This is a genomic window from Leucobacter aridicollis, from assembly GCF_024399335.1.
Taxonomy (GTDB): Bacteria; Actinomycetota; Actinomycetes; order Actinomycetales; family Microbacteriaceae; genus Leucobacter; species Leucobacter aridicollis_A.
In genome coordinates this window covers 324,647-337,605 of the sequence record NZ_CP075339.1, presented here as the reverse complement: position 1 = coordinate 337,605, position 12,959 = coordinate 324,647, and the positions used below count along the sequence as shown (strand labels likewise).

Annotated in this window: 14 protein-coding genes; 5 read left to right on the top strand and 9 right to left on the bottom strand. The window is 65.7% G+C overall.

Annotated elements, in window-relative coordinates; genetic code table 11:
• Positions 1-29 precede the first annotated feature (29 nt).
• Together KI794_RS01500 and KI794_RS01495 are read right to left on the bottom strand one after the other, a co-directional pair.
• A complete protein-coding gene (locus KI794_RS01500) occupies positions 30-821 on the bottom strand; it encodes an aminoglycoside adenylyltransferase domain-containing protein (RefSeq protein ID WP_255808861.1) in 792 nt (263 codons plus the stop codon).
• Positions 822-838: 17 nt separating this feature from the next.
• Complete coding sequence (locus KI794_RS01495; protein ID WP_119281697.1) at positions 839-1,321, bottom strand: GNAT family N-acetyltransferase; 483 nt, start codon at positions 1,319-1,321, stop codon at positions 839-841.
• A gap of 56 nt (positions 1,322-1,377) precedes the next feature.
• Here KI794_RS01495 and KI794_RS01490 point away from each other — a divergent pair, with 56 nt between their 5' ends.
• A complete protein-coding gene (locus tag KI794_RS01490) occupies positions 1,378-2,067 on the top strand; it encodes an NUDIX hydrolase (protein ID WP_255808860.1) in 690 nt (229 codons plus the stop codon).
• A gap of 12 nt (positions 2,068-2,079) precedes the next feature.
• On the opposite strand, the gene KI794_RS01485 is transcribed toward KI794_RS01490, so the two are convergent.
• The gene (locus KI794_RS01485) at positions 2,080-3,693 is read right to left on the bottom strand and encodes a deoxyguanosinetriphosphate triphosphohydrolase family protein (RefSeq protein WP_119281700.1); all 1,614 of its coding nucleotides are present in this window, start codon (positions 3,691-3,693) and stop codon (positions 2,080-2,082) included.
• Between the two features lie 96 nt (positions 3,694-3,789).
• Here KI794_RS01485 and KI794_RS01480 point away from each other — a divergent pair, with 96 nt between their 5' ends.
• The gene (locus tag KI794_RS01480) at positions 3,790-4,362 is read left to right on the top strand and encodes a hypothetical protein (RefSeq protein ID WP_255808859.1); all 573 of its coding nucleotides are present in this window, start codon (positions 3,790-3,792) and stop codon (positions 4,360-4,362) included.
• Between the two features lie 93 nt (positions 4,363-4,455).
• Positions 4,456-5,418 carry a diacylglycerol/lipid kinase family protein gene (locus tag KI794_RS01475; RefSeq protein WP_119281702.1) on the top strand — a complete coding sequence of 321 codons (963 nt, stop codon included), beginning with the start codon at positions 4,456-4,458 and terminating at the stop codon, positions 5,416-5,418.
• Here the strand turns inward: KI794_RS01475 and KI794_RS01470 are convergent.
• Both KI794_RS01470 and KI794_RS01465 read right to left on the bottom strand, forming a co-directional pair.
• Complete coding sequence (locus KI794_RS01470) at positions 5,411-6,067, bottom strand: response regulator (protein WP_255808858.1); 657 nt, start codon at positions 6,065-6,067, stop codon at positions 5,411-5,413. The two genes, KI794_RS01475 and KI794_RS01470, sit on opposite strands and share 8 nt — an antisense overlap.
• Positions 6,064-7,374, bottom strand: a complete 1,311-nt coding sequence (locus tag KI794_RS01465; protein WP_255808857.1) for a sensor histidine kinase — start codon at positions 7,372-7,374, stop codon at positions 6,064-6,066. Before KI794_RS01465 ends, KI794_RS01470 begins: the two co-directional genes overlap by 4 nt.
• Positions 7,375-7,481: 107 nt before the next feature.
• Between KI794_RS01465 and KI794_RS01460 the strand changes: the two genes are divergently transcribed.
• Positions 7,482-8,063 (top strand): hypothetical protein, encoded by a 582-nt coding sequence (locus tag KI794_RS01460; protein ID WP_255808856.1) that lies wholly within the window; start codon positions 7,482-7,484, stop codon positions 8,061-8,063.
• A 90-nt stretch (positions 8,064-8,153) separates the two neighbouring features.
• Positions 8,154-8,867, top strand: a complete 714-nt coding sequence (locus KI794_RS01455) for a YceI family protein (protein WP_255808855.1) — start codon at positions 8,154-8,156, stop codon at positions 8,865-8,867.
• On the opposite strand, the gene KI794_RS01450 is transcribed toward KI794_RS01455, so the two are convergent.
• Genes KI794_RS01450 through KI794_RS01435 form a run of 4 tightly spaced genes read right to left on the bottom strand, consistent with a single transcriptional unit; the run spans position 8,864 to position 12,910 of the window.
• Positions 8,864-10,249, bottom strand: coding sequence for a tripartite tricarboxylate transporter permease (locus tag KI794_RS01450; RefSeq protein WP_255808854.1), 1,386 nt, complete (start codon positions 10,247-10,249; stop codon positions 8,864-8,866). The two genes, KI794_RS01455 and KI794_RS01450, sit on opposite strands and share 4 nt — an antisense overlap.
• Positions 10,249-10,686, bottom strand: coding sequence for a hypothetical protein (locus KI794_RS01445; protein WP_255808853.1), 438 nt, complete (start codon positions 10,684-10,686; stop codon positions 10,249-10,251). Before KI794_RS01445 ends, KI794_RS01450 begins: the two co-directional genes overlap by 1 nt.
• Positions 10,687-10,700: 14 nt before the next feature.
• Positions 10,701-11,642: a hydroxymethylglutaryl-CoA lyase gene (locus tag KI794_RS01440; protein ID WP_255808852.1), complete on the bottom strand. Its 942-nt coding sequence runs from the start codon at positions 11,640-11,642 to the stop codon at positions 10,701-10,703.
• A complete protein-coding gene (locus KI794_RS01435; protein WP_255808851.1) occupies positions 11,639-12,910 on the bottom strand; it encodes a hydroxymethylglutaryl-CoA reductase, degradative in 1,272 nt (423 codons plus the stop codon). The genes KI794_RS01440 and KI794_RS01435 overlap by 4 nt, the downstream gene beginning before the upstream one ends.
• Positions 12,911-12,959 lie beyond the last annotated feature (49 nt).

Genomic DNA, 12,959 nt, shown 5'->3' with positions numbered 1-12,959 from the left:
TAATGGCACGCTGACGGGTGTTCCGGGTGCTACGCCTGACGGGACCTTGCCGACTGCGCAAGTTCCACGATTGCCTGAGCGGTACCCTCGGCCTCGGCCAGCACCCACTCACTGCTTGCGCCGGTAAGGTATTCCTGCCGCGCACGCTCCATCACCAACTGATGTCTGGATGCCAACCTTAACGAGGCTTCAAGGGCGGCCGCGCTTTTGCCGACGATTCCTCCCGTTTCTAGCGTGACGAACATGCGGGCGAGGGTGAGCAACGCGTTCCGCTCGTCGCCAGCGATCCCATCAAGGATCGAGGGGACAAGTTCCCAGACAGCCCCCCGTAACGTGACATCGTCAACCGGCTCGAGTAGCGAGGATAGCTCGGGTCCGTGAAGCGCGGTAGCACCCGCGAGCGCAGTCGCAACCAGCACGACCGCATCTGGGTCATGCTCGGGCGCAGGAAGCCAGCCAGTGACGAGATCCTTGCGGAGCCACTCGCCGAACTGGAAGTCGATGCACCCGTGAACAGGGGACGGGAGTTCTGGCCCGACCACGATCACCGTCACCTCAAGCGGAGCCTTCCCAACAGCCTCTGGGAAGGTCTCCTTATGCCCGCGCCAGCCCGAGCGCGGCAATAATATCGCAACGAGCTCCGCCCGTTCGGCCTCCGTCAACGACCGGCGGGACACCACTAGCAGGTCAATATCGCTCGATGGCGTCAAGCCGCCCTGGGTTGCCGACCCGTACAGGTATAGGCCGAGCAGGCCTCCCGGATCCAATGCGACGACGGCGCGCGTGACTTCGCCAATGAGATCAGCAGTCCTGTCGTCCACTCCGTTCACCCAGCCACTCATAGCTCGCGCTCGAAGGTCACCCTGTCGTTGCCAGGGCCGTCATAGGCTGAAATGCGCTCCGAAACCGTGAAGCCAACGGCCTGATGAAACGCCACGGAACGCGAGTTGATCGGGGACGTGATAGCTCGAACTCTGCTGCGGCCCGCGGAACGCGCGGATGCGAAGAAGCGCTCATACAGTGCACCTGCGAGGCCTGATCGGCGCACCTCCGGGTGCACCCCGACGAAGTGGATGTAGCTGGTGTCGGGTTGCCCTGGCGAGTGAAAGCCAATGAGAAATCCGACAACCGACCCTGGCGCCTGGTTCGATGAGTTCGCGGGCTCAGCGACGAAACTCGTGTCGAAGAAGTGATCCAGGAAGAGCCGCTGCACAGCACCTGTCATGGGTCGTCCCCACCACTCATCCACAACGGCGATGATCGCATCGTAGTCTCCGGGGGCTGCCTGCCTGATCGTGTAGTCGAGTTCCTCAGTAGTCATAGTCACGTCAAGGCTAGAAGCAAAGGCGCCGCGGGTCTACCGCCTAAGCTAAGGTCATGGCACGGACGAAGGCGGAAGCGCGGCAGCAGCTGAAGGACGCGGTCGACCGCGGGTTCGGCATCAATTTCACCCCTCCCTTCCCGCAGACTGACGGAGAGCTCCGCAGGTCTGCGGTGCTGATCTTGTTCGGAGCGCTCGATCAGGTGCCTGCCGACCCTTCCGCCGGGGAGCCTGTCGCCGCAGAGCTCGACGTGCTGCTCACGAGGCGCGCAACGCGGATGCGGCACCACGCGGGTCAGATCGCGTTCCCCGGTGGCGGCGTCGAGCCCGAGGACACAGACATGGCACAGACCGCGCTTCGCGAGGCCGCAGAGGAGACAGGCCTCGACCCCACCGGGGTCGAGGTTCTCGGCACGCTCCCCGAGATCCATGTGCCGGTGAGCCGTAACCTTGTCACGCCCGTGATCGGCTGGTGGCGCCTTCCGAGTAACGTGGCCGCCGATCACACCGAGTCCGTTGAGGTCTTCCGAGTACCAGTCGCCGAACTGCTCGATCCCGCGGCCCGCGGCCATTCCGTGCTGCGACGAGAGGGGGCGACGCATCGCGGCGCCGCGTTCAAGCTGCAGGATCGGTTCGGCGGCCATACGGTGTGGGGCTTCACCGGAATGCTGCTCTCGAGCGTCTTCGACGGTGTCGGCTGGGCCGTGCCGTGGGAGCCAGGGACTGACTTCGAGGTGACGGGCTAGCGCCGCCCCGCGCTAGCCGGCGCGGGTGAGCAGGTCGAACGCGGCCACCGCCTGCTGATCTGTGAACGACGAGACATAGTCGAGGATCGCACGCGCGCGTCCCCTCCTGTGGATTCCAGCGCCCGAGATATCGCCCTGCAGCAGTTCCGGGCGTTCCTTCGACAGGTCGAACAGGCTCTCCGTCGCCTCATCGACCCATTCAAGGAGTCTGCGTGGGGCGCGACCCGCGTCGACAGGGTCTGACAGCCACGCGTCGAAGCCGAGCACCAGCTCCTCAACGACGCGGGCCTGACCGCGCTGCGAGTGCGCCAGGTCTGGGGACTCAAGCACAAAGCTTGAGTGCACGAATTTCAGCACGGCGACCTCATGCCACGCGCGCTGGTTCAGCCGAACGTGGCCGCCGCGCATATGGGGCCTCGCCTCCACGACGATTGAGGAACGAAGTCGCTCAATCCAGCGGCGGGTGAAGCCCGACACTGCGCGTTCGCTCGCGATCCCGCCGTCGTAGGGGGAAAGCAGCAGGCCGTCGACAAGCTCGTCGCTCACGAGCTGCACCGCGTCCCTGAACGCGTCGCGGTCGGCAATCCAGCCGTCCTTCCGGCTCATGCCGCGCCACTTGAGTTCAAGCGAGCGGCCGGGCCTTCGCCACTCCACCTGAATCTTGGCCAGGGGCTCGGCCGCAAGCACAGCGTCTTCAGCGAGCCAGGTCTGCAGCTCGGCGGCGACTGCTGCGTGCTGCAGCACGCCGGCCCTCGTGAAGTCGTCGAGATCGTGCACCGCGTATGCGATGTCGTCGGCGACATCCATCACCGCGCACTCGACAGTTTGCACGCCCTCGGCGATCGCCGGGAACGCCGAGAGCGCCTGCTCGAGCTCGCCCACCTCGAGCACGTAGCTCGAGAACTTCTCGGCGCCATTCACTGGATCGTTGCCGACGCCTCGCGGCCGCTCGGTGACGGGGAGCTCGTTCGCGGTAACGCCGACCCAGCGTGCCCGCGTCCACGGGTACTTCAGCACAGATGCCCGAACCGCTGCCGTGAGATTGAGGCCTGCGAAGTCGCGCCCGAGTGTGTCGAGCGACGTGAGGATGCGGAACGTCTGCGCATTGCCCTCAAACCCCTCGGCGAGCCCGAGGCGCTCGCGGGCGACCCTGTCGAGCACCCGCTCACCGAGGTGACCGAACGGCGGATGCCCGAGGTCGTGGGCGTGGGCGGCGGCCTGCGCGACGATGGTGTCGCAGCCGCCGAGCGCCGCCACAATTGCGCCAGTCTCGTCGTCAGTCGACGCCTCACCCCGCTCGAACGCGTTGTGTTGCGCGACTGCTCCGGCGAGGTTCGCCGCGACGACTCTGGCGACCGCGCTGACCTTGAGTGAGTGAGTCAGCCTGTTGTGCATCACCGGGCCGACACCCGACTGCGGCACGACCTGCGTCACGTCTGAGAGGCGCGCGAAGTACGAAGAGAAGCGGATGCGCTCGAGGTCGATGCGAAACTGCTCGAGCTCCGTGCTGTCGCCGGCCTCTCCTGGCTCTAGAGCGTCGAGACCGTGGGCCGCGTGCTGCGACGACTCTTGCTCGGCGTAGCGCCTCGTTGCTCGGTTCGCTGTGCCCGTGAGCGTTTCTTTCATGCCCCTCATTCAATCATTCGTCGGCCGCTGCGTTCGTATTGAACAGGGCCGTTACCCGACCCCCACACCAATCGGCCCCCGGAATACACTGACACTATGAATGCGACGAGCGCCACCACTGGAAACAACACCCGCGGAGAGCGTGTTCCGGCGATCGAGCGTGCGACAGGTAGGGTGTGGACGGACTGGGTCGCCGTGTTCGACGCGCACGGAGCCCGTTCGCTCGGGCACGCTGAGATTGCGAAGCTCGCGCTTGCAACGATGCCTCCCAACGTCGAGAACGAGGAGTGGTGGGCTCAGGGCGTTGCCATCGCGTTCGAACAGCACGCCGGGCTGCGGGTACCCGGCCAGTCGTCTACCGGCGACTTTCGCGTGAGCGCGAGTCGTACGCTCCCGCTCGAGCGCGACGCCGCGCTTGCCGCGTGGACCGATCGCTTCGGTGAGGCTGCCGAGCACCTTGGCCACGAGGTCTCCGGGTCACGCAGCTCGCGGACCGAGAAGCGCTCGTTCTGGCGGTTCACGCTCGCCGGCGCCGGGAAAGTCGAGGTGTCTGCGACTGCGAAGGATGCGACCAAGACAATTCTCGCTATCAGCCAAGATGGGATGAGCTCGGGTGAGCGCATCGAAGAGTGGCGCGCATACTGGAAGGCACAGCTCGCGCAGCTGTAACTCACAATCGGCTAACTGTCAGCCAATCGCGCGAGCATAGTGTCACCCGCACTCGGCAGTCGAGCTGAGTGCACCACGGCAGGGGGGCACACCGTGCGCGAGACCATCGGCATCGTCTGGAATCCGTCGAAGGCAGCAGAGAGCGAGCTGCGCACGGCTGTCGCTGCCGCCGTCACCGCTGCGGGCGGGGATGCTCCCGTGCTGCACTGGTTCGAGACGAGCGTCGACGATCCGGGCGCCGGCGCGGCTCGTGCCGCCCGCACCGCTGGGTGCTCCGTCGTTGTGGCCGCAGGCGGCGATGGCACCGTGCGCGCCGTCGCAGGGGCGCTCGGAGAGACGGCCGCCGAGGACGGCCCAAGCGTGGAACTCGGGATCATCCCGCTCGGTACAGGCAACCTGCTCGCACGAAATCTCGGCGTCCCACTCGGCGATGCCGAGGCAGCCTTCGCGCGCGTGCTCACGGGCGACTCGCGAACGCTTGATCTTGGCGAGGCAACGATCACACATGCAGATGGCAACGAGGAGGTGCAGGCCTTCGTCGTGATGGTTGGTTTCGGCATCGACGCGCAGATGATCGTTGAAACCGATGACGAGCTGAAGGCGCGTGCTGGCTGGCTCGCATACGTCGAGTCGCTTGGGCGTGCGGCAGCCGAGACAGAGGTTGTCGAGTTCTCGCTCTCGCTCGACGGCAAGGACCCGCAGCCTGAGCAGGCGCACACCCTGCTCGTCGCGAACTGCGGCACGATCCAGGGTGGGATCACGCTTCTTCCCGACGCTGAACCCGACGACGGTGAGCTCGACATGCTTGTGCTGCGGGCAGATGGCGTCGCGGCCTGGCTCGACACGATGCGCAATATGGTGTGGGAGAACGGGTTGAAGCGACTGTTGACTGGCGCAGATCGCGCCGAGAGCTCGGAGACGACCGGTCATTTGCGGGCGAAGCGCGTGCGCGTCGAGCTGCCGCACCCGCACGCATTTGAAGTGGACGGCGACGATTTCGAGGATGTCATCGCTTTCGAGGCGCGGATCCTTCCTGCAGCCCTGCGCGTCAGATAGCGGCCGCGCCGAGCGCCGCAAGCTGCACGCGTGAGGCCGCGCCGCTCTTCGCATACAGCGACCCGACGTGCGTCTTCACCGTCGTGACCCCAATGTTGAGTTCGGCGGCGATCTGCTGGTTCGACAGGCCTGCGACGAGCAGTTCGAGCACCTGCCGCTCGCGCGGTGTCAGCTCGGCGAGTCCCCCCGAGGTCTCTCCCCCAGCCGCCGGGCCACCTCGCTGCGCAGCGGCAAACCCGGCGATCACCGACCCAGCGACAGCCGGGTCGAGCACATGCCGATCCTCAGCGACGTGCCGAACCGCATCGATGAGGTCGCCGCCGCTCGTGCTCTTCAACAAGTACCCATGTGCTCCCGCCGCGAGCGCGCTCGCGATGAGGTCGCCAGAGTCGTACGTCGTGAGCACAAGCACTCGAGTCGCCGTCTCGGCGGTGATTCGCTCGGTCGCCCACACGCCGTCGGTTCCAGGCATGCGCAAGTCGACGAGCGCAACGTCTGGCGACACGCGGTGGCAGGCCGCGAGCGCGTCGAACCCGTTCTCGGCCTCGGCCACAACCTCGATCCCGCCGTCGGCCTGGAGTATCGCGGCGACGCCGCTCCGCACAGCCTCATGGTCGTCTGCGATGAGGATCCTGATCGGTTGAGTCATCGTTTTCCTTCTGTTGCAGTTGCCCGCCGCCCGCGAGCTCCGAGAATCGGCAGCTCCAGTTCGGCGCTCCACGAGTCTCCGTCCGCGCTCGAACGTAGCCGGCCACCGACGCTTTCGAGCAACACGCGGGTCCCCTCGATGCCGAGGCCGGTGCCCGACGGCGCGGCGTGTTCGCCTGGCCGACGTGGATTGCTGACGGTGATCTGGAGCGGGCGGCCAGCGGCCGTCTCAGAATCGCCGCCGAGGAGTTCGGCGCGCATCTCGACGTCACCGCTGCCGTGCTTCGCGGCGTTCGCGGTGAGCTCCTGAAGCGCGCGCAGAAGGATCCGCACCCGCGCAGCCTGCTCCCCAGCGAGCGCGAGCCCGATCGTGCCCTCAGCCGAGCCAACCCATCTGAGTTCGCGCCCCGCCGGCAGCAGGTTGGCGAGGGCAGCGAGCTCTTCGCCCGCATTGGCGGGCGCTCCACTATCAGCCTCGTCGACAAGCGTGAGCACAGAGATGAGACCGCGGAGCTCGTGGTGCGCGCGGTCGGTTCCGCTCTTCGCGCGCTCGAGGCTCTGTGCGAGGGCGGCAAGCTCGGGTCGCGGCCCTGGCGCTGATCGATCGTCGTGAACTGGGAGGCCTCCGCCAGCGCTCCCCGCTTCAGGGCGCCCAAGCTTCGCCGCCTGCAGCTTCGCCGCTTCGACGTGTAGCCCTGCAACGGCGATCTGGTTCGCGACAAGGTCGTGCAGGTCGTGGGCGATCCGCGTGCGCAGTTCGCGAGTATCGCTTGCGTGTCGCCGAGCGAGTTCCGCGGAGGTGCTCGCCCGCTCGGCACGGACGTTCCAGCCCCACAGGCCAGAGACCGCGACAATGAGCCCCCATTGCACGAGCGCAACCGCGACCGTCGGGTGCCCAGGCGCGACGAGCACCACTGCGGCCGCAAGCGCGACCGCAGCGACTCCAGCGACACGCAACAGGATCCGTACCGCGCCGGCGCTGCCGTACTTCACCGCGGCGTAGATCAGGTCAGTGAAAGCGAAGACAACCGCAAGGCTCGCCCCAAGCAAGGTGTCGACAAGCGCGACGCACGCACCGAGAGCGAGCGCGAGGAGCGGCATGCGCGAGCGAACAAGCAGGAGCGCCACCACGGCAGCCAGGGTCACGAGGAACCACCAACGAGGCGCCTCTATGACCGCGAGCTGCCGCCAAATCCCGGTGAACCCGGCAGCCCAAGCCGCAGCGCCGACGACAAGCCAGAATCCGGCGATGAGGGTATCGCGGCGGCGCGGGTGCGCGGGAAGCGTCTTCACCCAGTCTGCTTGCATAGTCCTATCTTCGCCCACCAGCAGGCGTCCCGGCTCCTTCGATCGAACGAGGGTGAACGGGCCGCGAGGAGGATCCGCTGGTCGAGGATGGGCGCGAGCCTTGCAGTATGAACATCATCGTGATCGGGATTCTCGCCTGTGAGATCGGTTTTTGGGCTGTGCTCGCTGCTGGCCTCGCTGCGCGGTATCTGCTGCGGCTGCGCCGTCTCTCATCAGTGCTTCTGCTCTGCGTCCCTCTGCTCGACCTGCTGCTACTCGGCCTCATCACGTGGGACCTCGTCGTGAACGGCGCGACAGCGACATTCGCCCACGGACTCGGCGCCGTCTACCTCGGGTTCACCGTGGCGTTCGGCCACCAGATCATTGGCAGAGTCGATGTCTGGTTCGCCCACCGGTTCGCTGGAGGACCGGTCCCGGTCAAGCCACCCAAGGTCGGCAGTGCCCATGTGCGCTACGAATGGCAGCAGTGGGGCCGGATGCTGCTGTGTGCGGTCATCGCGAGCGTCATTATCGGTGCGATCGTGCTGGTTGTCGGTGACAGCGCGCGCACGGCTGAGCTGGCCGGGTGGATCGGCAGAGTATGGCTCGTGACCGGGATTTGGTTCGTCGGCTGGCCACTATGGCTCACAATCACGGGCGGCGGCAAGGCGCCTGCTGGAACAGTTGAGCCGCAGCCAGACAGGAACTGACTTTCCAGCGATTTCCCTACCTTTTCAAAGGAATCTCCTGAGAGAAGCTGCGAAAGTGAGATCCCGCGTTCCTCCGACGGAAGACTCCTCATGCAGAAGAAACACAAGATCCTTATCGGCGCAGGTGCCGGCCTCCTCGCACTCGGCGCGGTTGGAGCGCTCGTTGGGCCAAGCATCTACCGTGATTTCTTCGCCGCCCCCGCCGCGGACGTACCCTCTGTCGAACGCCCCGCTGACTCACCCGCAGCAGGCGACGCTGGCGCCCTCAACCCGGCAGACCTCGCCGGCGAGTGGTCGGTCGCGGCCGGCTCCGAGGCTGGCTACCGCGTCGACGAGGTGCTGAACGGCACTGACGTCACGGTGACCGGGCGCACCCAGGAGGTGACAGGCACGTTCACAATTGGCTCGGATGGTCTCACTCTCGACGCCGCGAACGTCGTCGTCGACGTCGCATCGATCGCCACCGACAGCGGATCGCGCGATGCGTACTTCCGCGACCAGGCGCTCCGAACAGGCGAGCATCCAGAAGCAACCTTCACGCTAACCGAGCCGGTGACGCTTGCCGAAGCACCCCAATCAGGTGAGACAGTTCGCGCGAGCGCGACTGGCGAGCTCACCCTAGCTGGCACGTCCCAGACAGTGACAATCGACGTTGAGCTTCGCAGCGACGGCACGACGGCCGAGTTGGCGGGGTCAGTCCCGATCACCTTTGCGGATTACGGGGTGACCGCGCCAAATCTCGGCTTCGTCTCGGTCGAACCAGACGGGTTCGTCGAGTTCCAGCTCGTCGCGAACCGCGGCTAGCCGCCGAACAGCGCAGCAATGGCGGGGACTGTCAGAGCAGCGACGTAGTACCCCATGAACTGCACCCCAGTATGCACCTGGAACAACCGGTTGAGAAGTCCGCCGACGAGGCCAATGCTCACTGCAACGAGGAGCGCGACGATGCCGCCCTCATAGAGGCAGATCACCGCAATCAGCCCAGCAAATGCGCCGATGATCGCTTCGTGTGACACCTTTTGCATGATCCACGATGCCGCGCGGTGGGCTTGGGTCATTGCGAATGGGTAAGTGATGAGCAGGGCAATCACAACCGCGATAAGGCCGAACAGCAGGAACTGCCAGGGCTCGAGCATGTTGTGCAGATTATTTGTCGTGCCAGTCTCGGCGTCGATTGTGTAAACGGGCGGTGCGTTGAACAGCGGATTCGCGGGGCCTGCGGCCATTGGGGACAGCGGTAACCCGATCGCGATAAGCGGGATAAGGGTTTCGGCAATGTAGGTCGATTCTGTCGTACCATTCTTGATCGCCATCATCGAAGTCAATCGGCGGTAGCCGTTCTTGATGCGTCCGCCAAACGTCTCTCCCATAAGCACGGTCATCGCCACTGGAGAGAACACGAAGGTCGCACTCGAGACGACAGCGGCGGCGGCAGTTCCTGCAAACTGCCCGCCGTCAAGCACGCGCAGCGGATTCGGAGCGCGCCCCTTCCAGGTACGTACGTCTGCGGCGAGCTCGAAGGTACGTGGCGCGTCGCGCTTCAGCATTTTGCGGCCCGCGGGGCTCGATGCAAGCACGAGGTCGGCGATGAGAGGACCGATGGCGATGCCAAGGAAGAAGCTGATCGAAAGGCTTTTGCCAAGCACGCCGGTCGCCCAGCCTTGCAGCCCGACGACGATCAGGACGAAGGGGATGAGCGCAATTAGGGCACCCCAACGCCCCTTCGACAGTACGGCGATGAGCACTGCTGCTGCGAGGAACAGCCACGGCGCGACCGAGCTGATCGCCTCCGAGAACGGAGTGAGGATCATCGCGAAAAGGACAGCAAGCGGCACGGCGATCAACGCGGCGACTACTCCACCGGAGATCGCTTTGCGCAACGCTATGTGAGGTACCCCTAGCTCTCGCAGCATCTGCGCGTCTCGCAGCAACGGCGCTGCGAGCGTGTCGCCCGGGATGCCAAGCAGAGTGGTCGGGATGGCATGCGTGATGTGCTTCGCTGCTATCGCTGACATAAAGAACGCGAATACGCCAGCCGGCGGCACCCCAAGCAGGATGACAAGTAGGGTAAGCGGCGCAATCGTCGCAGTTTCATCGGTACCTGACACCAGGCCGAGCAGACCGAACACTACCGCGCCAGCAAGCGCCATGCCGACAGCCCAAGTTGCGAGTTCGAAGAATTCCATTACTTTGACTCCCCCAGCTCATTCTCTCGCCGCACGTTCTTCAGGTGCTGCGCGCGAAGGTCGTCGTACAGCCCGAGTTCGCGTACCTCGGCTAGCGTTGCCGCGGGGAGCTCATCGGGGTCACCCAGCGGGCCAAGCTCGGCCTCGATTGCGTCCATCGCGGCTTCACGGGAGCCTGTGCTTTCCTCGCCAATGCGCACGACGCGCTTGGGTTTGAAGAAGCGTGCGGCTATCACCGCAGCAAGCACGCACGCCGCGAGCCCGCTCACAAGCGAATACGAGTGCGCGAGCGGGTCGCCATCGGTGAGCAAGCCGAAGCCCCACTCTGCTACAAAATAGGCCGGCACGGCGATACCTACGCCGAGTCCGATGGAGGCAAGCAAGTGACGACTATCGACTGTGTCACCCCACACCTCCAACAGGTGATCGTTGTTCATGTCAGGTCCTCTTTCTAGCGGGCCAGCGCCATTGCGACTCGTGATGTAGGGGGCTTGTCGAGCGCGGCGCTGAGCCACGCTCCGGTCTCAGTCAGTGCATCGAGGTCGATGCCTGTGTGAATGCCCAGCCCAGCGAGCATCCAGAGAAGATCGTCGGTGGCAAGGTTTCCAGTCGCCGATCGCGCGAACGGGCACCCACCAATACCGGCGGCGGAAGCATCGAACACTCGCACCCCGGCGGCAAGGCCGGCGCTCACATTTGCGAGGGCTTGGCCGTAGGTGTCGTGCATGTGCAGCGCAATGTCTCCCACAGGAATGCCCTCTCCAGTGAGGGTTCGCAGCACATCAGTGACCTGCCCCGGCGTTGCCACACCGATCGTGTCACCAAGCGAAAGCGCTTGCACCCCGAACGCACGCATGCGCTGGGCGAGCCCCAGCACCTCACGCGGCGGAACCGTACCTTCCCATGGGTCTCCAAACGCCATAGACAAGTACCCGCGCACGCGAACGCCGTCACGGGCCGCCTGCGAGACGACGTCCGCAGCAGCGGCCTCCATCGTCTCGCGCGATGCCCCGAGATTTGACTGGGAGAACGACTCAGTGACGCTGAGAAATACTGCAACCTCCTGCGCGCCCGCAGCACGTGCGAGCTCGTACCCGCGCAGGTTTGGCACGAGCACCGGGGTGCGCACTGGCAGGTGGGCGACGCGGCGCAGCACCTCGTCCGAGCCGGCCATCGCCGGCACGCGGTCGGATCGCACGAAGCTGCCTGCTTCAATGATGGCGCACCCTGCTGCTGCCAACCGTTCGATAAGCTCGACGCGCTCTTCGACGCCGAGGCGCGCACGCTCGGCCTGCAGCCCGTCTCGCGGCGACATCTCCCAGATCTCAACGGTGTCTGGGAGCCCCGGCAGCGGTGCCATGGCTGGGAGGCCGAGCGCGCGAACGCCGGTCATCGCTGTTCCCGAAGCTGCGCGAGCACCTGCTCAGCCACGTCAGCCCGCACCCGACCGTCGGCGACGAGCGCAGTCGCAACCGCATCGATCTCGTCGGCCGTGGCACCGGCGCCGACAGCAACGTTTCGCGCGTGCAGCCCCATGTGCCCTCGCTGAATGCCCTCGGCGGCGAGGGCCCGCACTGCGGCAACGTTCTGCGCGAGTCCGACGGCGCAGATGATCTCGCCAAGCTCGGCGGCGGTGCGCACCTCGGTGGTTTCGACCGCCGCGCGAGCGGTGGGGTGACTCTTCGTCGCACCGCCTACCAGGCCAACCGCCATCGGCAGTTCGAGGGTCGCGACGAGTATGCCGTCGGCCGCGCGCTCGAAGCGTGAGAGCGCGCGGTAGCGGCCATCGCGGGCCGCGTACGAGTGCGCGCCAGCTTCGACTGCGCGGGTATCGTTACCGGTCGCGAGTACCACCGCGGAGATCCCATTCATGATGCCCTTATTGTGGGTCGCGGCTCGGTAGGGGTCATCGACCGCGAGCTGCGCCCCGGTCACCATGTCTGCGACAACATCGGGACCGCCCAGCATCTCGGGCTCGATCGCCAAGCGCGCACGCACGAGTCGCAAGTCTGCAAGATTCGTGAGGATCCGCAATAGCTGGCGCCCGCCGGCGACCTCAGCAAGGCGAGGGGCAATGGCCTCCGCCATAGTGTTCACGGCGTTCGCGCCCATGGCGTCGGCGACGTCGACGACCAGGTGTACGATAACGTGCACGCCGCCGGTGGTATTCGGTACGATTCGCACGCGGAGTTCACGCGCACCGCCACCGATCTCCACGAGTTTCGGATCCTGCTCGTTTGCGAGATCGATGATTTCGGCCGCGGCTTCCAAGATGCGGGCGCGCGCGCCGTGTGGGTCCGCGACATCGAGCAGCTGAATTTGTGCCTGCATAAGGGGTGCGCTCGTCGTCGTCGTAATACCGCCGAGCGGGCGTGCCATGCGGGCGATGTTCGAAGCCGCTGCAACGACCGATGGTTCCTCGGTCGCCATGGGCACGAGCACCTCTCGGCCATTGACGATGAAGTTCGTCGCGAGGCCAACGGGAATGGCGATCTGTCCGATGACGTTCTCGATCATCCGCTCGGCCTGCTCGCCAGAAAGCCCCGCGTCGACGAACGGTGCGAGAAATTCCTCATCGCGGCCGAGCGCTTCGGCCAGCGCTGCGCGCCGCTCCGAAGCGTCAAGGTTGCGAAGTCCGCTCAGGCGGGATGTTGTAGCCACGTCTTTGTCCTCTCGTGCGGACCGCGCACACCGCGGTCATCGCCATCCG

Excerpts from the sequence above, each read along its gene's own strand:
- KI794_RS01465 (WP_255808857.1), bottom strand. The coding sequence starts at position 7,374 with ATGCAAGCAGACTGGGTGAAGACGCTTCCCGCGCACCCGCGCCGCCGC.
- KI794_RS01440 (WP_255808852.1), bottom strand. The coding sequence starts at position 11,642 with ATGACCGGCGTTCGCGCGCTCGGCCTCCCAGCCATGGCACCGCTGCCG.
- KI794_RS01490 (WP_255808860.1), top strand. The coding sequence starts at position 1,378 with ATGGCACGGACGAAGGCGGAAGCGCGGCAGCAGCTGAAGGACGCGGTC.
- KI794_RS01470 (WP_255808858.1), bottom strand. The coding sequence starts at position 6,067 with ATGACTCAACCGATCAGGATCCTCATCGCAGACGACCATGAGGCTGTG.
- KI794_RS01495 (WP_119281697.1), bottom strand. The coding sequence starts at position 1,321 with ATGACTACTGAGGAACTCGACTACACGATCAGGCAGGCAGCCCCCGGA.
- KI794_RS01485 (WP_119281700.1), bottom strand. The coding sequence starts at position 3,693 with ATGAAAGAAACGCTCACGGGCACAGCGAACCGAGCAACGAGGCGCTAC.
- KI794_RS01445 (WP_255808853.1), bottom strand. The coding sequence starts at position 10,686 with ATGAACAACGATCACCTGTTGGAGGTGTGGGGTGACACAGTCGATAGT.
- KI794_RS01455 (WP_255808855.1), top strand. The coding sequence starts at position 8,154 with ATGCAGAAGAAACACAAGATCCTTATCGGCGCAGGTGCCGGCCTCCTC.
- KI794_RS01480 (WP_255808859.1), top strand. The coding sequence starts at position 3,790 with ATGAATGCGACGAGCGCCACCACTGGAAACAACACCCGCGGAGAGCGT.
- KI794_RS01460 (WP_255808856.1), top strand. The coding sequence starts at position 7,482 with ATGAACATCATCGTGATCGGGATTCTCGCCTGTGAGATCGGTTTTTGG.
- KI794_RS01450 (WP_255808854.1), bottom strand. The coding sequence starts at position 10,249 with ATGGAATTCTTCGAACTCGCAACTTGGGCTGTCGGCATGGCGCTTGCT.